This window comes from Tardiphaga sp. 20_F10_N6_6, from assembly GCF_052076045.1.
Lineage (GTDB): Bacteria > Pseudomonadota > Alphaproteobacteria > Rhizobiales > Xanthobacteraceae > Tardiphaga > Tardiphaga robiniae.
In genome coordinates this window covers 2,707,205-2,727,161 of sequence record NZ_CP197239.1, presented here as the reverse complement: position 1 = coordinate 2,727,161, position 19,957 = coordinate 2,707,205, and the positions used below count along the sequence as shown (strand labels likewise).

Genomic DNA, 19,957 nt, shown 5'->3' with positions numbered 1-19,957 from the left:
ATCGATCAGAACAGAGTACACCGCCATGAACTTCGATTTCTCCGACGACCAGAAGCAGCTCCGCGACGAGGCCCGGCGTTTTCTCACCGAGAAGTGCCCGCCGAAGGCTGTGCGCGCCGTGATCGACGGCAAGGCGCCCTATGATCGCGAGCTCTGGAAGGGCCTTGCGGATATGGGCTTCCTCGGCGTTGCCATCCCGGAAGCCTTTGGCGGCTCGGGTGCCGGTCATCTCGAACTCTGCGTGATCGCCGAGGAAATGGGCCGCGCGCTGGCGCCGGTGCCGTTCTCGTCCACCGTGTATCTTGCCGCCGAAGCGCTGCTTCTGGCCGGCTCCGATGCGCAGAAGCAGAAGTGGCTGCCGGCGATTGCGCAGGGCAATGCCATCGGTACGCTGGCCCTGTTCGAAGGCTCTGGTAATCCGTCGCCAAAAGCGATCAGGCTCACCGCGGCCAACGGCGTACTGAACGGCACCAAGAAGCCGGTGGCAGATGGCGCCATCGCAGATTTCGCCATCGTCGCCGCGCGCACCGGCTCCACCGGCCGCGACAGCGATATCGCGCTGTTTCTGGTCGATCTCACCAGCGAAGGCGTCGAGGTGAAGGCGCTGACCTCCATCGATCCGTCGCGCAATCAGGCCGAGATTACCTTCAAGAACGTCAAGGCCGAGCTGCTCGGCGTTGCCAACGAAGGCTGGAGCATTCTCTCGCAGGTGCTCGATCGTGCCGCCGTGCTGATCGGCTTCGAACAGGTCGGCGGTTCCGACCGTGCGCTGGAAATGGGCCGCGACTACGCGCTGGATCGTATCGCCTTCGGTCGTCAGATCGGTTCGTTCCAGGCCGTGAAACACATGCTCGCCGACATGTATGTCTCGGCGACGCTGGCGCGCTCGAATTGCTATTACGGCGCATGGGCGCTTTCGACCAACGCGTCCGAACTGCCCGAAGCCGCCGCCGCGGCGCGCATCAGCGCGACGCAGGCGTTCCAGCACTGCTCCAAGAACAACATCCAGGTTCATGGCGGCATGGGCTTCACCTGGGAGTTCGACTGCCACCTCTACTACCGCCGCTCCAACGCGGTGGCGGTCGGGCTCGGCTCACTGTCTTATTGGGAAGACCAGTTGATCGAGCGCATGCGCCAGAAGAATGCGGCGTAAGGATCAATCGAGATGAATTTCGATGACACCCCGCAGGAGGCCGCGTTTCGCGCTGAGGCGAAAGCCTGGATCGCGGCCCATGCGCCGAAGCAATATGAAGACGAGCTGAAGAAGGCCGCGCTCGGTCGCATCCAGCTCAAGAGCGCAAATATCCTTGAAGTCGCAAAAGCCTGGCAGAAGAAGAAGGCCGATGCCGGCTGGGCCGTACCGCACTGGCCGAAGGACTATGGCGGCCGCGGCGCATCGCCCATCGAGCGGGTGATCTGGCAGCAGGAAGAGGGCGTGTTCGGCAAGCTCGGCGCGCTCTTCATTATCGGTCACGGCATGTGCGGCCCTACCATGATGGCCTACGCCGCCGAGGAGCATAAGCGGCAGTATCTGCCGCCGCTGGCGTCCGGCGAGAAGATCTGGTGCCAGTTGTTCTCTGAACCGGCCGGCGGATCCGACGTCGCGGGTCTCCGCACCCGCGCGGAAAAGGACGGTGACGACTGGGTCATCAACGGCCAGAAGATCTGGACTTCCGGCGCGCACTACTCGGATTACGGCATCCTGATCACCCGTACCGATCCCACCGTGCCGAAGCACAAGGGCCTCACCATGTTCTTCCTGGACATGAAGAGCCCGGGCGTCGAGGTGAAGCCGATCAAGCAGGCCAACGGTCAGGCCGAGTTCAACGAGGTGTATTTCTCCGACGTACGGATACCCGATGCGCAGCGCCTCGGCGCTGTGGGCGACGGCTGGAACGTGTCGCTGACCACGCTGATGAACGAACGCATGGCGATCGGCGCCAATGTCGCCACCGGCTTCCCGGAACTGTTTGAGTTCTGCAACAGCCTGATGCTCGACGACGGTCCGGCCATCGACGATCCCGCGGTGCGCTCCAGGCTCGCCAACTGGGCGGTGCGCGCCAGCGGCCTCCGTTACACCAGCTTCCGCGCCATCTCGGCGCTGTCGCGCGGTGAACGTCCGGGTCCGGAAAACTCCATCGGCAAGCTCGTTGCCGGTGCCATGCTGCAGGATGTCGCGACCTATGCGCTCGATCTGCAGGGTGCGGCCGGCGTGCTCAACGGGCCGGAGGATGCGGAGGTCGCCGGCAAGTTCCAGGCGATGCTGCTGCGCTCGCCCGCCACGCGCGTCGAAGGCGGCACTGACGAGATCCTGCGCAACATCATCGCCGAGCGCGTGCTCGGATTGCCGGGCGACATCCGCGTCGACAAGGACGTGCCATTCAACAAGATCCCGACCAAGGGACGATAACTGGCGACCAGGGTGGCTTGCTGCCCTGGTCGCAGTTTTTCTTTTTTCGTAGAGGACGACTGCCATGAATTTCGATGACACGCCGCAGGAAGCCGAATTCCGCGCCGTCGCGCGCAAGTGGATCGATGCGAACGCGCCGAAGGAGCTGGAAGCTGAGCTGACCAAGCCGTCGGCGAAGCGCGCCTCTGAGAAGCGCGACGCGATGCTCGATGTCGCCAAGGCGTGGCAGAAGAAGAAGGCCGATGCCGGCTGGGCCTGTCTGCATTGGCCGAAGGAATATGGCGGCCGCGGCTCGACGCCGATCGAGCGCGTAATCTGGCAGCAGGAAGAGGGCGTCTATGACAAGCTCGCGCGGCCCTTCGCCATCGGGCAGGGCATGTGCGGCCCGACCGTGATGGCCTACGCCTCCGAAGACCAGAAGCGCAAATATCTGCCGCCGCTGGCCTCCGGCGAGAAAGTCTGGTGTCAGCTGTTCTCCGAGCCCGCCGGTGGTTCCGACGTCGCTGGCCTTCGTACCCGCGCGGAGAAGGATGGTGACGACTGGATCGTCAACGGCCAGAAGATCTGGACCTCCGGCGCGCATTACTCTGATTATGGCATCCTGATCACCCGCACTGACCCGAATGTGCCCAAGCACAAGGGCCTCACCATGTTCTTCCTCGACATGAAGAGTGAGGGCGTCGAGGTAAAGCCGATCAAGCAGGCCAATGGCATGCAGGAATTCAACGAGGTGTTCTTCACCAATGTAAGGATCCCGGATAGCCAGCGGCTCGGCGCCGTCGGTGACGGCTGGAACGTGTCGCTGACCACGCTGATGAATGAGCGTATGTCGATCGGCTCCCGCGTCGCCACGGGTTTCCCGGAGCTGTTCGAGTTCTGCAGCAACCTGATGCTGGAAGACGGTCTCGCCATCGACGATCCCAATGTGCGCTCCAAGCTCGCAAGCTGGGCGGTGAAGAATTCCGGCCTGAAATACACCAGCTACCGCTCGATCTCGGCGCTGTCGAAGGGCGAGCGTCCGGGTCCGGAGAACTCCATCGGCAAGCTGGTCTCCGGCATGATGATGCAGGACATCGCGATGTTCGCCGCCGACCTGCAGGGCGCCTCCGGCGCGCTGGTCGGTGCCGATGCGGAAGCGGCCGGCGAATTTCAGGCGACGATTCTCGGTTCGCCCTCAATGCGCATTGCCGGTGGCACCGACGAGATCCTGCGCAATATCATCGCCGAGCGCGTGCTGGGTCTGCCCGGTGATATCCGCGTCGACAAGGACGTGCCGTTCAACAAGGTCCCGACCAAGGGACGGTGATATCTCTGCCCTCATCCTGAGGAGCGTGCCACTTGGCACGCGTCTCGAAGGATGGCAACAAACTCAAGAGCCAAGCCAGCTCATGGTTCGAGACGGCGCCAATTGGCGCCTCCTCACCATGAGGGACCGAGCCAGGATGTTTCCATGACTGACGCCATCTCCACTCTCGAAACCCTTCTCGCCGGCCGTTACTCCTGTCGCGCCTACAAGACCGAGCAGGTGCCGCGCGCGATCATCGACCGCATTCTCAATGCCGCGCAGAAGACCGCGTCGTGGTGCAACAGCCAGCCGTGGCAGGTCACGATCACGTCGGGTGAAGCCACCAAGAAGTTTCGCGACGTGCTCTATCCCGTCGCGGCCGCGGGTACGCCGAATTCGGGCGACTTCCCGTTTCCGCGCGAATATCGCGGGGTCTATCTGGACCGCCGTCGCGAAAGCGGCTTCCAGCTCTACAATACGCTGGGCATCGCGCGCGGCGACAAGACGGCCTATGCCGAGCAGGCGCTGCAGAACTTCAACTTCTTCGGCGCGCCGCATGTGGCGATCATCACGTCGGATGAAGCGCTCGGCGTCTATGGCGCCGTGGACTGCGGCGGCTATGTAAACAATTTCATGCTGGCTGCGCAGGCGCTCGGCCTCGCGACCGTGCCGCAGGCGGCGCTGGCGTTTCACTCGGCCGTGGTGCGCCAGCATTTCGGCATGAGCGACGACCGCCGCGTCGTTTGCGGCATCTCGTTCGGCTATCCGGATCGCGAGCACAAGGTCAACAGCTACCGAACCAACCGCGCGCAGTTGGGCGACGTCGCGACGTTTGTGGAGTGATCCTAGCGGTCATTCCGGGGCGCGGGCGCGTCTTCGCGCCCGCGCCCCGGGGGGGGGGGGGGGGGGGGGGGGGGGGGGGTGGGGGGGGGGGGGGGGGGGGGGGGGGGGGGGGGGGGGGGGGGGGGGGGGGGGGGGGGGGGGGGGGGGGGGGTGGGGGGGGGGGGGTGGGGGGGGGGGGGGGGGGGGGGGGGGGGGGCGGCCCCCCCCCCGCCCCGGAATCTCGATATGCTCTATCACCGCAAGATTCCGGGTTCACGCGAGCAAGAGCTCGCGCGCCCCGGAATGACGAGTGAAGCCTAAAACCTCGGCGCCCGTTTCTCCGCGAACGCCTTCGTCCCTTCCTTGATCTCATTGCCGCGCATGCTGTCCCGCGCGCGCTGATCGGCGGCAGCCTCATCCAGTTCACCGCGGGCGAATTCGTTGATCGCCTGCTTCATGCCGCGCATGGCGATCGGGGCGTTGCCGGCCAGAACCATGGCGAGCTTGTCGACTTCCTCGTCCAGCGCCTCGGCCGGCACCATGGCGGTGAGGTAGCCGATCCGCAGCAGTTCGCTGGCTTCCAGCTTCTGCGCGGTGAGAAACAATCGCTTGGCGTTGTCGACCCCGAGCCGGCTCACATAGCGTTTGATACCGCCTTTGTAATAATGAAGGCCGAGCCGGGCGGCCGGCATGAACATCTCGCAGGTGTCGACGCCGATTCGGAAGTCACAGGCCAGTGCCATGTCGGTGGAGCCGCCATAGACGCCGCCATTGAGCCGGCAGATCGTCGGGAGCGTCAGGTCCTCCAGCCGGTTTGCCACGGCCTCAAAGGCCGATCCGGACGAACCTTCGGCCACGGGCTTGGGCGCGCTGGCAGCCCGTTCGGAGATCGCATTGAGATCGAAGCCGGCGCTGAAAGCGCGGCCGGTGCCGGTGAGCACTAGCACCCGGACGGCGCGATTCGCCTCTACGCGATCGAACAGCTGTACCAAGGTGTCCAGGTCGAGCTGGGACAGCCGGTTCAGCTTCTGGGGGCGGTTCAGGCGGATGGTGGCGCGGGGGCCGTCGATGGTCAGAATGGGGGGCGAGGACTGGTCAGATGCGGTTTCCGTCGTTTCCGACATGTTGTTCTCCTTTGGGATGCGAGCGACGGTGCCCGCACCGGCGGATCGCGTCAATCTGCGCACGACTCCGTGATTTTTGCGGGTCGCAACACGGGCTATTTTAACCAGATGGGCTATATTGCGGCTGCAAAGGCCCGGTCATTCGCGCTTCATAGTCGCGGAGGACGGTGCGGCCGTTCCTGGAAACCCGGTTTGCTCCCATGGATATGTCCTATCTCCATCACTTTGGCAGCGCCGCCGCCACGATCTTCGTGGTCGCGACCGCCACGATGCGGACGATGATTCCGCTGCGGGTGTTTGGCATCATGGCCAATGTCCTGCTAATCGCGATCTCGATCCCGACCCACAACTATCCGACCATGGCATTGCATGCGGTACTGCTGCCGCTCAACATCTACCGCCTGCGCCAGATGCTGCAATTGGTCCAGGATGTGAAAAAGTCGGTGAACTCGGACCTGTCGATGGAATGGCTGAAGCCGTTCATGACCAAGCGTCCCTGTAAGGCCGGTGAGGTGTTGTTTTACAAGGACGAGAAGGCCGAAGACATGTTCTACATCGTCAGTGGCCGTTATCGTCTCGTCGAATCCGGGATCGAATTGCCGGTCGGCGCCATTGTCGGTGAACTCGGCATGCTGTCGCCCTTGAACGAACGCACCCAGACGCTGGAATGTATCGAGCCCGGCATGGTGCTCAGCGTCAGCTACAGCCAGGTCGAAGAGCTCTACGTGCAGAATCCGGAATTCGGTTTCTTCTTCCTGCGTCTCGCCAGCGCGCGATTGTTCGAGAATATCGACAAGCTGGAAGCGCGTCTGATGAAGCAGGACGCGCCCGCATTGCCCATGGCGCCGCAGCACGCATAAGCATCAGGACGTCCCGTGGCAGGTTTCATCAACGTCATCCGCTCCACGCTCGCCGAGCTGGCGAACAGGAGCGAACCTGCAGCGCCGGTTTTGCCGGTGGGGCTGCCGGCTGCGGTGCGTCCTGTGGCGGAAGATGGCGTGGCCCTGTTGATCAACTATCAGAGCGCAGTCTACGCGCAGCTCTACAGCGACCGGCTGCGTCGCTTTGTCGGACGGCGCAACGTCAGCGACGAACTGTTTAGCGAGATTGCGCGGCTGCTCACGATGCGCATGAGCTATCACGATCCGATCCGCATCGCGCAGCTCAAGCTGCAGGAGCCCGTGATGCCCGGCCGGCCGCCCGTCGTCGACAGGCGGCGTTTTCGCCTCGACGAGTTGGTGTCGGCATTGCCGGAGATCGTCGGCGATCCCCTGATGTGGGCGCTCGAGCGCATCTATTGTGCGCATCGCACGGTGCCGATCCGTTTCAGCAAGGCGAGCATCTGGGGCATCAAGCGCCTTGAGTTCGAATCCTGGCTGCGACGTTGGCGCCTGTTGTCGACGCGTTATGAAACCGAGCGCGTCTGGGTCGAACGCTGGCTGCACATGATTGATCGGGCACTGACCAGGCAGCCGGACGCGGCAATGGCCATCGTGCAGACGGCAACCATGATCGAAGGTTACGGCACGGGCTATCGGCAGGGCATGGCCGCCTGGCATCAGATCATCGACGGACTAGCCAAGCCGGCTTTCGATGGGACGCTGGTTATCACCGACCTGGCGGATGCGATCACGCGTGCACGTGCGGTGCCGCGCGACCCGAAGGGTGACCAATTACGCAAGGCGATCGGCGAACTCCGGGCGCATGCCGTCCTGAACTAGCGAGAAAGTGGAGCGTGCGCAGTGTTTTCCCGTCCAGGCTGGCTCTGCAGGAAGCGGTGGGTTTTCGGTTCCGCGGCGTGCATTCCCGGTTTCGGAGTGTCATAAATAGGGCGAGTGATCGGGCCGGCTAAGCGGGCCAGCCTGTCGTGACCGGTGAGAGGGACGTCAGCTTGTTGTTTCCTGCAATGTCGTCGTCGATTGCTCTGGGCGGGCTCGTCGGGTGGATGCTCGTCCTCACCGTCAAGCACGTGATCGCTGATTTCCTGCTGCAAAACGCCTGGATGGCGATAGGCAAGGATCAACGGACCGGATGGGCGCTGCCGCTGCTGGCGCATTGCGCGATCCATGGCGTGCTGACAACGCTGTTCATTGCCGTTGTACAACCCAAGCTCTGGTTCCTGGGACTGGTCGACTTCGCGATCCACATCACCATCGATCGGCTCAAGGGCATCTGCGTATCGCATTTCGGTGTGACGCAGGGCCATCGCTGGTTCTGGTGGCTGATCGGCATCGATCAGGCGCTTCATCACCTGACCGACTTCTTCCTGGCCATCTTCATCGTCGCCAACAGCTGATGCGCGTTTGAACGCATCGAGTTCCAATGTGGCGGTAGCAGGGCACGGCTGCCACATTTCAAACTGTTACTCAAGAGTCGCACGCGGCCATTAAGGCTGTTGGTTAACCCTGCGTTAGGAAATTCAACCGCATCCTCATTAACGAGGAGAAACCCCATGCGGTCCAGCCGTCAAGCTTTTGAGAACGATTTTTGCCCCGTCGAGGAAGATCTGCTCGGTGCAATGTATCGTGCAAATGAAAATGGCCTGCCCCATCTCGTGGCCAGCGTTTCATCCGATGTCCGTGCGATGCTGGCCTTGTTTTGCTATCGCCGCAGTCATCTCCACGCTCTGGCGATCTCGATCGCATCGAGCTGCAGCGAGCGCGAACTGATCGAATTCGGTGGCCGCGTTGGTTCCACGCTCTACGCGCTGTCGCACGACACCGCTGTGGCGCGTCCTTCGGTGTCGGCCTATCACAACCGCAAGGCCATCACGCTGTCGACCAAGCCGCTCTCGACGCTGGCGCCGATGGATGATGATCTCGACGACGAGCTGGATGACAAGGAACTCGCTTACACCGTCACGGCGTGAGCTGACATCAACTACTCTGCGGCTGCCAGAATTGGCAGCCCGTGCCGGCGTCGCGCCATGGCGCATTCGGGATCGCCGGGCATGCAGGTCCGGCACACGTCCGGCCTCACAGCATAAATCCCGCAGGCTGTTGCCTCTCCAACCTTTCCGGTCAATGCGCTGCAGCGGTCTCCGTCGCAGCGCATTCCCGATTCACGGTCGTTGACATATTTGGCCGGGATCAGATCGAGATCGGCATCGTCCTCGATGGTGAAGCGCGGCCAGTTGCTGGAATACGAACAGCACGCACCACAGGCCTGGCATGGGCTGGCGTCGCTGATCGTGGTGGCATTGCTTGTCATGCCGCGGTTTATCGCGATCGGGCGGGTTTCACCAGCCGTGCAGATGCAGGCTTGGCTGTTTCAGGTATCCTGTGGCCGCTCCCAGCTCAGCGTCTTGCGCCATTTGCTGCGCAGCGTCTCGCGCCGTTCCGGATACTTCTCATCGAGGAAATGTGCCTCGATCGCTCGGTCGGTTCGAAAACTGCGGAAATCCTTGCGAAGCTCGCACCAGGCCGCCAGCAGCCGCACGGCTTCCAGGTAGCCCACCGCGATCGGCCAGACGATGCGCTCGCTGTCGCGACCGGCTTCGTCGCGGTAAAGCAGCCGGACCTTCTTGCCCGCATGAATATGCGCCCGCATCTGCACCATATCCATGCTGTCGGCGGTGCCGCGGAAATGCGGCCGCGCGCGGCTCGCGGGTTCCAGCACGAAGGGGCGCAAGCGCTCGGGCACGGTGTCCGCGATCTTCGCGATGAGATCCTGTGCCGCCTTGGCCAATGCCGGATCGGCGTGCCCCATCACCCATTGTGCGCCGAGCACGGCGGCTTCGATCTCGTCGGGCGTCAGCATGAGCGGCGGCATGTCGAAGCCGCGTTCGAGGATATAGCCCATGCCGGCTTCGCCGCGGATCGGGACGCGCTGTGCCATCAGCGTCGCGATGTCGCGATAGATCGTCCGCTTGGACGTTTCCAGTTCGGCGGCAATGGCGTCCGCCGTTAGCGGCTTCCGCGTGCGCCGGAGTACCTGAATGATCTGAAACAGGCGGTCTGCGCGTCTCATCGTCGTCTCTCTGTCCGTGTTGGTCCGCTGTCGATGCTGACAGCATGTTGGCAGCAGGGGGCAGTCATACAGGACCCAGGTTCAAACGAACGAAGGATTCTGCAATGACCGCTTTCGATAGCCTCGAGGCATTTTCGCATGATGACCGGCTCTGGCGCATCCGGGCATGGCTGCTGGAACGCGCCATTCTCGTCCTGTCGGGCGACCTCCGCTGGGCCCTGATCGGGCTCGGCTGGCGCATGGTTTCCACCGCGGCGGTCCAGACGCGTGTCTGGGTCGCCGGCGCGACCCGGCGTGACGGCTGCTGACACCACGGTGGCAGCAGCGACTGCCTAGTCTCTTGTCCCTATCACTTGGAGAAACCACATGATCGTCCTTCACGGCGCAGGTGCAGGCTTTGGCCTGCCGGAAATCAGCCCTTTCGTTACCAAGACGGAAGTCCAGCTCAAGATGGCCGGCTTGCCCTATGAGAAGCAACCGGCACGGCCGCAGGATTCGCCGAAAGGGCAGATGCCCTATATCGATGACGGCGCTGAGTGCATTGCCGACTCCACCTTTATCCGCGCCTATATCGAACGCAAATATGACGTCGATTTCGATAGGGGTCTCGATCTCGCCCAGCGCGCTCAGGCCTGGGCGATCGAGCGGATGATCGAGCATCACCTCTACTGGTCGCTGGTCGGCGTGCGCTGGGTCGATGCCGATAATTTCGCCAAGGGACCGTCGCATTTCTTCGACGGCATTCCCGAAGGGCAGCGCGACGAGATTCGTGCATCCGCGCGCAAATCCGTCATTCAGAACCATCTGGCGAATGGCCTCGGCCGGCATCCTGCCGATGAGGCGCTGCAACTCGCGGATCGTTCGCTGATGGCTCTGTCGGTGCTGCTGGCCGGGAAGTCTCACTTGATGAGCAACCGCCCGGCCGGTGTCGATGCGACCGCATTCGGCGTTCTGGCCGGGATCCTGTCGCCGTTGTTTCCGTCGCCCCTGCAGCGTCAGTTGCACCGCTATGGCAACCTCGTCACCTACGTGGATCGGATGATGGCAGAGTATTATCCCGAACACGTCTGGCAGTGCAGCGTCGCTGCCTGAGGCTGTGTCGCCTTCAATGCGGCGACGCTGCCCCCTTCAGCGTCGCCAGTTCTGCTTCCAACTCCGCAATTCGCGCATCGCGCGCTGCCAGTACTGCTGCAACATCGGCGGCATCGAACTTCTGCGGGATATGTTGCGGGCAATTGGTGTCCCACGCGGCGATCGTGAACAGGATCACTTGTTCCGGCTTGGCACGATAACCTTGCGGCATTAGCGACGCCAGCAGCGCCGGATCGTCCTCGACCACCCGCGCGGTGCCCCAGAGCTTGACGCGTCGGCGATGTGCATAATCCATGATGAAGATGTTGGCCTTGGGATTCTCGGCGAGATTGCCCTGGGTGATGTATTGCCGATTGCCGCTATAGTCCGCAAAGGCCAGCGTCTGCTTGTCGAGGATCTTCACGAAGCCCTTCGGCCCGCCGCGATGTTGCATATAAGGCTGACCGTCAGCGCTGGCGGTAGCCAGAAAGAAGCTGTTCGCCTCGGCGAGAAACGCTGCGAGATTGTCGTCGATCTCGGTGCGCCAGCCGCCGTTTTCCTCGACATGCGCATAGCTGGAACGCGACCCCTTGCGCGTCTGGATCGCCTTGACGGTCGGCGTGAAGGCAATGTCGCTGGAAGAGGTGTGGATGTCTGACATGACTTACTCCCTGATTGGAGCTTGGGACGGGATGCGTTCCCGCCGCCCCAAGTTGGCTATTTCCTCGCACAAGAACAATCATCGGAATTGACACTTCATTATTGCTGGATATGAAATGGTTCGATGGATCGCATCGAAGCCATGACCGTCTTCGTCGCCGTGGCGGACCTGCAGGGGTTTGCGCCTGCGGCCCGCAAGCTCGGACTCTCCGCGTCGGCGGTCACCCGCATGGTGGCGGCGCTGGAGGAGCGCCTTGGCGCCCGCCTGCTGCAGCGGACCACGCGCTCGGTGATGCTGACCGATGTCGGCGTGCGCTATTTGGAACGAGCGCGCCAGATTCTCGCGGATATCGAGGAAGCCGAGTGCTCCGCGCAGGCCGAACGGGCGCGGCCGACCGGGCGTCTGGTCGTCTCGGCGCCAGTCGGCTTCGGGCGGCTGCATGTGACGCCGCTGATCTCGGCCTATCTGCAGCGCTATCCCGATGTCTCGGGTGAATTGCGGCTGACCGATCGCATGGTCGGCCTGGTCGAGGACGGCATCGATGTCGCGGTGCGGATCGGCGATCTCGCCGATTCCAGCCTCGTGGCGCGCAACCTCGGCACCATGTCGCGCATCGTGGTGGCGTCGCCGGATTATCTGGCGCAGCGCGGCCAGCCGACGGCACCGGAGGATATCGCAAAGCACGACACGATCCAGTTCGGTTCGATCGCGTCAGCGCCGGAATGGCGCTTCGTGCGTGATGGCCGGGATGTTCGCATCACGCATACGCCGCGCTTCACCACCGATGTCGCCGATGCCGCCATCTGGCACGCCGAGCACGGTGGCGGCCTGACTCGCGTGCTGGCCTATCAGGCTGCGGAGGGGCTGGAGGCGGGACGGCTGAAGCGCGTGCTGACGAAGTTCGAGCCGCCGGTGGTGCCGATCCACATCGTCTATCCGACGTCGCGGTTGCTATCGGCTAAAGTGCGCGTCTTCATCGACCTCGCCGCCGAAACCTGCCAGTGGGATTTCAGCAAGCGATAGCCATCGCTACGTTTTTGGTGGCGCGACGCTGAACGTGCCGTTGGCCCGGGCGCACGGCTCGCCGTCTGCCGTGATTAGTGCCTGCGCAAAGCAGAGACGCTTGCCGGTCTTGATGACCTCAGTCTCGATCTGCAGCCATTGCCCGATCTGCGCGGAACCGAGAAAATCGGCGGACAGATTAATAGTCACCAACCGTGTGCCGCCGCCGAGTACATGCCCGCAACTTAGGCCCATCGCATTGTCGGCCAGCGCCGTGATCAGCCCGCCATGCGCCATGCGGCGTGAATTGGTATGCGCTTCAGCAATGCGGAGGCCGAGGATGACATTGGTCTCCGTCACCTTTGAATAGATCGGTTCCCACGGCGTGGTGAGGGGGCTCTTGCGATAGTGTGGCGCGAAGCCGTGGGGGGTAGCGGTGTCGGTCATGGCACATCCATCTGGATTGTTTGCGCCATAGAAGCGAAAGCACGCGCAAAGGACAGGCCAACAAAGTTTCAAACAACCTTTTCCGGCCGTTCAAAACAACGCGGCGCCTACGATCCTAATACGGCAGTCCCACATAATTTTCCGCCAGCGACGCTGTCGCGACATCCGAATGTACGACATAATCCAGCTCGGCCTGCTGCAGCTTGGTGCCGAAACCGTCATTGTCGGGGAAGCGATGCATCATCGAGGTCATCCACCACGAGAAACGCACCGCTTTCCACACGCGCTTCAGCGCGATGGCCGAATAGAAGTCGAGGCCGCTCGAGGATTTCTCATCGTAGAATTCGCGTAGCGCCATCGACAGGTAATGGACGTCGGAGGCCGCGAGGTTGAGCCCCTTGGCGCCGGTCGGCGGCACGATGTGGGCGGCGTCGCCGGCCAAAAAGAGCCTTCCGAAGCGCATCGGTTCCGCGACAAAACTACGCAGCGGCGCGATACTCTTCTCCAGCGATGGGCCGGTGATGAGGCTTTCGGCGGCCTCCGTGTCGAGGCGACGGCGCAACTCGTCCCAGAACATGTCGTCGGTCCAGCTCTCGACTTTTTCGTCGAGGGAGCACTGGACGTAATATCGGCTGCGCGTCATCGAGCGCATCGAGCACAGCGCGAAGCCGCGTTCGTGATTGGCGTAGATCAGCTCATGCGACACTGGCGGCGTATCCGAGAGCAGGCCGAGCCAGCCGAACGGATAGACGCGCTCGAAAGTCTGCATGGCGGACGCCGGAACGCTCTGGCGCGAGACGCCGTGGAACCCATCACAGCCGGCAATGAAATCGCAGGCGATCTCGTGGCTTACGCCGTCCTTGACGTAGCGGACGCGGGGGCTTGTGCCGTCGAAATCGTGCAGCGAGACATTGTCGGCGTCATAGACCGTGGTCAGCCCGGCCTTGTCGCGGGCGTCCATCAGGTCGCGGGTGACTTCGGTCTGGCCGTAGACGGTAACGACCTTACCGCCGGATGCCTTCTTCAGGTCGAGGCGGTGGCGAATTCCGCCGAATAGAAGTTCGATCCCGTCATGGATCAGGCCTTCGTGATGCAGGCGCTCGGTAATCCCCAGCTTTTCCAGCAGGCCAACGGTGCCCTGTTCGAGCACGCCGGCGCGGATGCGGGCGAGGACATAGTCCCGATCCTTGCGCTCCAGAATGACGTTATCGATCCCATAGGCATGCAATAGTTGCCCTAGCAACATTCCAGCCGGACCAGCTCCAATGATGGCAACTTTTGTTCGCAACGCTTGCTCCCGCGGTTGATATAGGCTCTGTCGTCCGACTGAGTTGACAAGTCAAGCGGGGTCGCGACACTGGCTCCGCAACGCGTGCTATCGCACCGCTTGCAAGGATGATTATAACATATAACAATATTCGCAAAGGGCCATTCAAGGTCCGGTGAACAGGTTCGTGAGAACACGTCCAAACGGGCGTAGAGGGAGAGACGTCGATGAAAAGGGCAATCTTTGCATTGCTGGCGGCTGGCTGTCTGACGACTGCAATGAGCCCGGCGCAGGCGCAAGACAAAACCGTCAATATGAAAGTATCGCTGTGGGTGCCGCCGGCGCATCCGCTGGTGCCGGCCACACAGGCCTGGGCGGCCGATATCGAGAAGGCCTCGGGCGGCAGCATCAAGATGTCGGTATTCCCCTCCGAACAGCTCGGCAAGGCGTTCGACCATTACGACATGGCGCGCGATGGTATCGCCGATATCACCTATGTGAATCCCGGCTATCAGCCCGGCCGTTTCCCCATCGTGGCCGCGGGCCAGCTGCCCTTCGTGTTCTCGGACGGCAAGAAGGGCACCCTCGCGCTCAACGAGTGGTATCAGAAATACGCCAAGACCGAGATGAAGGACACGAAGCTGTGCTTCGCTTTCATCCACGATCCCGGATCGATCCACGGCAAGAAGAAGATCGTAGTGCCGTCAGACCTCAACGGCGTGAAGGTCCGCCCGGCGCAGAGCACCATCGGCGAAATGGTCAAGCTGTTCGGCGGAACCAATGTGCAGGCCTCGGCGCCGGAATCGCGCGATGCGATCGAGCGCGGCGTTGCTGACGAGATCGCGTTCCCGTGGGGCTCGATCTTCCTGTTCGGTATCGACAAGGTGGTGAAGTATCACATCGACGTGCCGCTCTATTCGACGGTGTTCACCTACAACATCAACCTCGCCAAGTATAATTCCATGTCCGCAGCGCAGAAGAAGATCATCGACGATCACTGCACACCGGAATGGGCCTCCAAGGTCACCGATCCCTGGGTCGACTTCGAAGCCAATGGCCGCACCAAGATGAAGGCGCTGCCGGATCACGAAGTCTACAAGCTGGCGCCCGAGCAGCTCGCCGAGTGGAAGAAGGGCGTTCAACCGCTCAACGCCGCCTGGGCTGCGGCCGTGAAGAAGGCCGGCGGCGATGCCGATGCCATCGACGCCGACCTCAAGGCGATGCTGAAGAAGCACGACGCGGGGCTGTAGCTTTCCGCCGAGTCCGTTGATCGCATGGACCTCTCACCACGTCATGGCCGGGCTTGACCCGGCCATCCACTTTCCTTCGCCACCCAGAAGATGAATGCCCGAGTCATCTAGTGAAGTTCGCTTCGCGCTGCCCGGGCATGACGATCGAGAGGGCGGAGGCTGGCTTCTCCTCTTGAGCATTGTGACATCGACGATGACCGCCACGTCCGAAATCTCCCAATCCAGCGCCCTCGGCATTCCGCCGGAGCCGCCCCGCAAGAACGTGATGGATCGCTTTATCGATTCCATCGAGTGGATTGCCGCGTTCTTCGTCGGTATCGTCGCGCTGAATACCTTCATCGCGGTGTTCATGCGCAAATTCTTCGCAGTCACGATCCCCGATTATTACAATATCGGCCAGTTCATGCTTGGCGTGCTGATCTTCTGGGGCATCGCAGCGACGTCCTATCGCGGCGCGCACATCACCGTCGATCTGGTCTGGGCCAATGCTACGCCAAAGTATCAGCGCTGGATCGACGTGTTCGCAACCTTGGTGCTGCTGTTCGTCGTGACCGTGCAGACCTACACGCTGTTCGACAAGGTGGTGGACACTTATTCGAGCCACATCGTCACCATGGATCTGCAACTGCCGGTCTGGCCGTTCTTCCTGCTGTCATGGATCGGCGACGTTTCGGCGGTGCTGTTGATCGCGATCCGCACTTACAGGCTGATCTTCCATCCGGAAGAGATGCATGAACCCGAAATCAAGACGGCAGAGTAAATCGCATGGATCTCAGTAACGAAGCGGTTGCCGTCATCGGCTTTGTCAGCCTGTTCGTGTTGATGCTGTTGCGCGTGCCGGTGGGTATGGCAATGGGGCTCGTGGGCATCACGGGCTTCGGCTATCTCACTGGTTTTGCGCCAGCGCTGAAACTGGTCGGCCAGACTACCATGCGGACGGTGACGGACTATTCCTTTGGCGTGATCCCGATGTTCCTCCTGATGGGCGCCTTCGTCTCGGTGTCGGGTATCAGCCGTGAACTGTTTCGCGCGGCCAACACCTTTGTTGGCCACTGGAAAGGTGGGCTGGGCATCGCGACTATCGCCGCCTGCGGCGGCTTCGCTGCGATCTCCGGCTCGTCGGTGGCGACGGCTGCGACATTCTCCGCCGTTGCCTATCCGGAAATGCGCCGTTTCAATTATCCGCAGAGCTTCGCCACAGGCGTCATCGCCGTGGGCGGCACGCTCGGCGCGATGCTGCCGCCGTCCACGGTATTGGCAGTTTACGGCATTATTACCCAGCAAGACATAGGCAAGCTGTTCATCGCCGGCATCGTGCCGGGCCTGCTCGCTATCGTCATGCACATGATAACCATTGCGATCATCGGCGTGGTCAAGCCGGGCTTCTTGCCGGCTGGCCCGAAAGCCTCGTGGCGCGAGCGCGCCGCGGCGATCCGCGATGTCTGGTCGCCATTGTTGCTGTTCGTCTTCGTGATTGGCGGCCTTTATGGCGGCTTCTTCATCCCGACCGAAGCCGGTGCGGTCGGCGCGGTCGGCGCCTTCATCATCGGCGTGTTGCGCGGCAAGCTGAACAAGGACGGTATCCTGCAGTCACTACTGCAAGCGACGCGGACCGCGGCCGCCGTGTTCACCGTGCTCATCGGTGCGCTGTGCTTTGGCTATTTTCTCACCATTACCCAGACCCCGCAGCACGTCACCGAGTTCCTCACCGGCCTCGGCATCGGCCCCTACGGCGTGCTGGCGCTGATCCTCCTGATGTATCTGGTGCTGGGCTGCCTGATGGATGCCATGGCCATGGTGATCCTCACCGTGCCGATCGTGTTTCCGGTGATCATGGCGCTTGGTTTCGATCCGATCTGGTTCGGCATCGTCATCGTCATGACCGTCGAGCTCGGCCTGATTCATCCGCCGGTCGGCATGAACGTGTTCGTCATCAAGAGTGTGATCAAGGACGTCAGCATGTCGACGATATTCAAAGGCGTGCTGCCATTCGTGGTTACCGACCTGATCCGTCTCGTGCTGCTGATCCTGTTCCCGCTGATTGCCACCTGGCTGCCGATGCGGATGATCGGGTGATGTTGTGACCACACCGCAGCTTGCGACGAAATATGTCTTCAGCCTGTCGATCAAGGTTGGCACGCCGATCGTGGCCGGTGATCTCGGATATGGCATCCGTCGCGTCATTCCGGTCCTTGACGGCACTGTGCAGGGCGAGGGCATCAAGGGTACGATCCATTCGGGCGGCGCCGATTTTCAGATTATCCGTCCGGATGGCTTCACCGAGCTGGAAGCGAAATATACGTTCGAACTCGATGACGGCGCCGTGGTCTATATTGAGAATATCGGTGTCCGCTTCGGGCCGAAAGAAGCACTCGACCGCATCGCTCGGGGCGAGGCGGTCGATCCCGCGCTGATCTACTTCCGCTCGGTGCCGAAATTCGAGACAGGGCATCCCAGCTATCGGTGGCTGATGCAGAACCTGTTCATCGGCGTCGGCGCACGGCATCCCGATCGCGTCGAACTCGCGGTGCATCAGGTGCTGTAGGGCTCCATCCTCTCCGCTGTCATTGCGAGGAGCGAAGCGACGCGGCAATCCAGTTCTTGGCTTTCTGGATTTGTTTCGCTTCGCTCGCAATGGCGGAGGTGGCAGCTTACTTTCTCCGCAATTTCTGGTGTTAAATCTCCATCGACCGGCAAAAAGCCGGCGTTACACAGGGAGGCGACGATGCTGAGAGCTTGGGTGCTTGGATCTGCGATTTCGCTACTGATGGCTGTGCCTGCGCTGGCGCAGGACTGGACCAAATCGAAATGGGGACCGAACGATGAGATCGGCGCCGCGAACTACATGAAGCCCGATCTGGTGAAGTCGGCCGCGCAGCTGGTGAAGACCGGCAAGACCTATGCACTCGGCATTCCGGTGGGCGCGGACACGCCGGCCTATCCGCCCCGCGGTTTCAAGATCACCGTGGTGCAGCCCGGTCAGGCCGGCAACCCCGGGCTCGGTCCCAATCACGCGACCTACAACGACGACATGCTCAACGGCTGGGTCGGCGTCGGCAGCCAGATGGACGGGCTCGGCCATCTCGGCGTCAATCACGTCTACTATAACGGCAACAAAATTGCAGACTTTGGTGATCCTACTGGCCTTAAGAAGCTCGGCATCGACAAGGTGCCGCCGCTCGTCACCCGTGGCGTGCTGCTGGACATGGCGGCCTACTACAAGACCGACGTGGTCAAGGAAGGCACTGCTTTCAATGTCAAGGAAATCGAGGAGGTCGCCAAGGCGCAGGGCGTTGAGATCAGGCAAGGCGACGTCGTGCTGTTCCACACGGGATGGCTCAGCCTGCTCGGCAAGGACGATAAACGCTACAATGCCGGCGAGCCCGGCCTTGGCGCCGAGGGCGCTAAGTATCTAACCAGCAAGGGTGTCGTCGCGGTCGGCGCCGATACCTGGGGCGTCGAGGTGCTGCCGTTCGAAACCGGCAATGTATTTGAAATCCACCAGATACTTCTGGCGATGAACGGGACTTACATCCTCGAAAACATGGACACATCCGAACTGGCCAAGGACAAAGGCTACGAGTTCCTGTTCGTGCTTGGTCAGCCCCGCTTCAAGGGCGGTGTGCAGAGCATGATCAACCCGGTGGCGATCCGCTAGCCCTGGTAAGAGAGGCGATCCGGTCTATCAGGCGAGACCGGATCGCTGTCGCACCGGAATACCTGACTTTATGCAGGACGAGATCAGCCTATTGCACCGCAAGATTGACTCATGCGCTATTCGTTATAAGATATAATTATTCTAGCCAGGACCTAATCGCGCTCATGAACCAAGCCGTCGCCGCTACCGCTGCCATGCTCCAGATCGAAACCCAAGGCCGCGTGCTGATCGTGGGCCTGAACCGTCCTGCCAAGCGCAACGCGCTGAACGATGGACTGATCCTGGACATCGAGCGTTGCTTCGCGTCGCTGCCCGAGGAAATCGGTGCCGTCGTCGTCCACGGCATCGGCGGGCATTTTTCCGCGGGTCTCGATCTGTCCGAACTCACCGATCGCGACGCGACAGCCGGCTTGATGCATTCGCGGATGTGGCACCGGGTGTTCGATATCATCCAGCATTGCCGCGTGCCGGTGATTGCAGCGCTGCAGGGTGCCGTCATCGGTGGCGGCCTTGAACTGGCTTGCTCCGCGCATATTCGCGTTGCCGATCCCTCGGCCTATTACGCGCTGCCGGAAGGCAGTCGCGGTATCTTCGTCGGTGGTGGCGGCTCGATGCGTCTGCCGCGCCTGATCGGTGTGCACCGGATGGCCGACATGATGCTCACCGGCCGTGTTTACAAGGCGGAGGAAGGCATGGCGCTCGGCTTCGCCCAGTATCTGACGGAAGCCGGCGGCGCCTTGCCCAAGGCCATAGAGCTTGCCGAGCGCGTCGCGCAGAACGCACCGTTGACAAATTTCGCCGTGCTGCAGGCCTTGCCGCTGATCGCCGAAGCCAGTCCGCAGACCGGGCTGATGCTGGAAGCACTGATGGCGTCGGTGGCGCAGAGCGATCAGGAGGCGAAAAATCGCATCAGGGATTTTCTGGAGCGCAAGGCCGGCAAGGTGAAGCCCGGCTGATCCGCGAGAACGACAACCAATAAAAACAAAAAAAT

Annotated in this window: 23 protein-coding genes; 17 read left to right on the top strand and 6 right to left on the bottom strand. The window is 62.0% G+C overall.

Annotated elements, in window-relative coordinates; genetic code table 11:
- Nucleotides 1-25: 25 nt before the first annotated feature.
- From AB7813_RS13165 to AB7813_RS13150, 4 genes are all read left to right on the top strand, one after another.
- Nucleotides 26-1,153: an acyl-CoA dehydrogenase family protein gene (locus tag AB7813_RS13165; RefSeq protein ID WP_439084192.1), complete on the top strand. Its 1,128-nt coding sequence runs from the start codon at nt 26-28 to the stop codon at nt 1,151-1,153.
- A gap of 12 nt (nt 1,154-1,165) precedes the next feature.
- The gene (locus AB7813_RS13160) at nt 1,166-2,410 is read left to right on the top strand and encodes an acyl-CoA dehydrogenase (RefSeq protein WP_439084193.1); all 1,245 of its coding nucleotides are present in this window, start codon (nt 1,166-1,168) and stop codon (nt 2,408-2,410) included.
- 64 nt (nt 2,411-2,474) lie between these two features.
- On the top strand, nt 2,475-3,716 hold the full coding sequence (locus AB7813_RS13155; protein ID WP_089265469.1) for an acyl-CoA dehydrogenase: 1,242 nt from the start codon (nt 2,475-2,477) through the stop codon (nt 3,714-3,716).
- 144 nt (nt 3,717-3,860) lie between these two features.
- Nucleotides 3,861-4,538, top strand: coding sequence for a nitroreductase (locus AB7813_RS13150; RefSeq protein ID WP_120291820.1), 678 nt, complete (start codon nt 3,861-3,863; stop codon nt 4,536-4,538).
- A gap of 296 nt (nt 4,539-4,834) precedes the next feature.
- Here AB7813_RS13150 and AB7813_RS13145 read toward each other — a convergent pair whose 3' ends face one another.
- Nucleotides 4,835-5,641, bottom strand: a complete 807-nt coding sequence (locus AB7813_RS13145; RefSeq protein WP_089265728.1) for an enoyl-CoA hydratase/isomerase family protein — start codon at nt 5,639-5,641, stop codon at nt 4,835-4,837.
- A 200-nt stretch (nt 5,642-5,841) separates the two neighbouring features.
- Here AB7813_RS13145 and AB7813_RS13140 point away from each other — a divergent pair, with 200 nt between their 5' ends.
- The 4 genes from AB7813_RS13140 to AB7813_RS13125 all read left to right on the top strand — a co-directional run bounded on the left by AB7813_RS13140 (nt 5,842) and on the right by AB7813_RS13125 (nt 8,510).
- On the top strand, nt 5,842-6,501 hold the full coding sequence (locus tag AB7813_RS13140) for a Crp/Fnr family transcriptional regulator (RefSeq protein ID WP_089265467.1): 660 nt from the start codon (nt 5,842-5,844) through the stop codon (nt 6,499-6,501).
- Between the two features lie 15 nt (nt 6,502-6,516).
- On the top strand, nt 6,517-7,362 hold the full coding sequence (locus AB7813_RS13135) for a DUF6537 domain-containing protein (RefSeq protein WP_089265466.1): 846 nt from the start codon (nt 6,517-6,519) through the stop codon (nt 7,360-7,362).
- Between the two features lie 170 nt (nt 7,363-7,532).
- On the top strand, nt 7,533-7,937 hold the full coding sequence (locus AB7813_RS13130; protein WP_068735395.1) for a DUF3307 domain-containing protein: 405 nt from the start codon (nt 7,533-7,535) through the stop codon (nt 7,935-7,937).
- A 156-nt stretch (nt 7,938-8,093) separates the two neighbouring features.
- Nucleotides 8,094-8,510, top strand: coding sequence for a hypothetical protein (locus AB7813_RS13125; protein WP_089265465.1), 417 nt, complete (start codon nt 8,094-8,096; stop codon nt 8,508-8,510).
- A gap of 11 nt (nt 8,511-8,521) precedes the next feature.
- Here the strand turns inward: AB7813_RS13125 and AB7813_RS13120 are convergent, their stop codons facing one another.
- Both AB7813_RS13120 and AB7813_RS13115 read right to left on the bottom strand, forming a co-directional pair.
- The gene (locus AB7813_RS13120; protein ID WP_089265464.1) at nt 8,522-8,851 is read right to left on the bottom strand and encodes a YkgJ family cysteine cluster protein; all 330 of its coding nucleotides are present in this window, start codon (nt 8,849-8,851) and stop codon (nt 8,522-8,524) included.
- A 60-nt stretch (nt 8,852-8,911) separates the two neighbouring features.
- Nucleotides 8,912-9,610, bottom strand: a complete 699-nt coding sequence (locus AB7813_RS13115; protein ID WP_089265463.1) for a helix-turn-helix transcriptional regulator — start codon at nt 9,608-9,610, stop codon at nt 8,912-8,914.
- A gap of 104 nt (nt 9,611-9,714) precedes the next feature.
- Between AB7813_RS13115 and AB7813_RS13110 the strand changes: the two genes are divergently transcribed.
- The gene (locus tag AB7813_RS13110) at nt 9,715-9,918 is read left to right on the top strand and encodes a hypothetical protein (protein WP_089265462.1); all 204 of its coding nucleotides are present in this window, start codon (nt 9,715-9,717) and stop codon (nt 9,916-9,918) included.
- Between the two features lie 58 nt (nt 9,919-9,976).
- Entirely contained in the window at nt 9,977-10,702 is a 726-nt protein-coding gene (locus tag AB7813_RS13105; RefSeq protein ID WP_089265461.1) for a glutathione S-transferase family protein, read from the top strand.
- A 13-nt stretch (nt 10,703-10,715) separates the two neighbouring features.
- On the opposite strand, the gene AB7813_RS13100 is transcribed toward AB7813_RS13105, so the two are convergent.
- Nucleotides 10,716-11,342: a pyridoxamine 5'-phosphate oxidase family protein gene (locus AB7813_RS13100; protein ID WP_089265460.1), complete on the bottom strand. Its 627-nt coding sequence runs from the start codon at nt 11,340-11,342 to the stop codon at nt 10,716-10,718.
- A 123-nt stretch (nt 11,343-11,465) separates the two neighbouring features.
- Between AB7813_RS13100 and AB7813_RS13095 the strand changes: the two genes are divergently transcribed.
- The gene (locus AB7813_RS13095; protein ID WP_439062882.1) at nt 11,466-12,365 is read left to right on the top strand and encodes a LysR family transcriptional regulator; all 900 of its coding nucleotides are present in this window, start codon (nt 11,466-11,468) and stop codon (nt 12,363-12,365) included.
- A gap of 6 nt (nt 12,366-12,371) precedes the next feature.
- Here the strand turns inward: AB7813_RS13095 and AB7813_RS13090 are convergent, their stop codons facing one another.
- Entirely contained in the window at nt 12,372-12,791 is a 420-nt protein-coding gene (locus AB7813_RS13090) for a PaaI family thioesterase (protein WP_439062881.1), read from the bottom strand.
- Between the two features lie 115 nt (nt 12,792-12,906).
- Nucleotides 12,907-14,079, bottom strand: a complete 1,173-nt coding sequence (pobA, locus tag AB7813_RS13085) for a 4-hydroxybenzoate 3-monooxygenase (protein WP_231079691.1) — start codon at nt 14,077-14,079, stop codon at nt 12,907-12,909.
- Nucleotides 14,080-14,285: 206 nt separating this feature from the next.
- On the opposite strand from pobA, the gene AB7813_RS13080 reads away from it, so the two are divergent.
- The 6 genes from AB7813_RS13080 to AB7813_RS13055 all read left to right on the top strand — a co-directional run bounded on the left by AB7813_RS13080 (nt 14,286) and on the right by AB7813_RS13055 (nt 19,922).
- Nucleotides 14,286-15,308: a TRAP transporter substrate-binding protein gene (locus AB7813_RS13080; protein WP_439062880.1), complete on the top strand. Its 1,023-nt coding sequence runs from the start codon at nt 14,286-14,288 to the stop codon at nt 15,306-15,308.
- A 265-nt stretch (nt 15,309-15,573) separates the two neighbouring features.
- Nucleotides 15,574-16,068, top strand: coding sequence for a TRAP transporter small permease (locus AB7813_RS13075; protein ID WP_439064565.1), 495 nt, complete (start codon nt 15,574-15,576; stop codon nt 16,066-16,068).
- Nucleotides 16,069-16,073: 5 nt separating this feature from the next.
- The gene (locus tag AB7813_RS13070) at nt 16,074-17,384 is read left to right on the top strand and encodes a TRAP transporter large permease (protein WP_089265454.1); all 1,311 of its coding nucleotides are present in this window, start codon (nt 16,074-16,076) and stop codon (nt 17,382-17,384) included.
- A 4-nt stretch (nt 17,385-17,388) separates the two neighbouring features.
- On the top strand, nt 17,389-17,853 hold the full coding sequence (locus AB7813_RS13065) for a DUF3237 domain-containing protein (RefSeq protein ID WP_439062879.1): 465 nt from the start codon (nt 17,389-17,391) through the stop codon (nt 17,851-17,853).
- Between the two features lie 180 nt (nt 17,854-18,033).
- Complete coding sequence (locus AB7813_RS13060) at nt 18,034-18,966, top strand: cyclase family protein (protein WP_231079693.1); 933 nt, start codon at nt 18,034-18,036, stop codon at nt 18,964-18,966.
- A 164-nt stretch (nt 18,967-19,130) separates the two neighbouring features.
- Nucleotides 19,131-19,922, top strand: a complete 792-nt coding sequence (locus tag AB7813_RS13055) for a crotonase/enoyl-CoA hydratase family protein (RefSeq protein WP_439062878.1) — start codon at nt 19,131-19,133, stop codon at nt 19,920-19,922.
- Nucleotides 19,923-19,957: the final 35 nt, after the last annotated feature.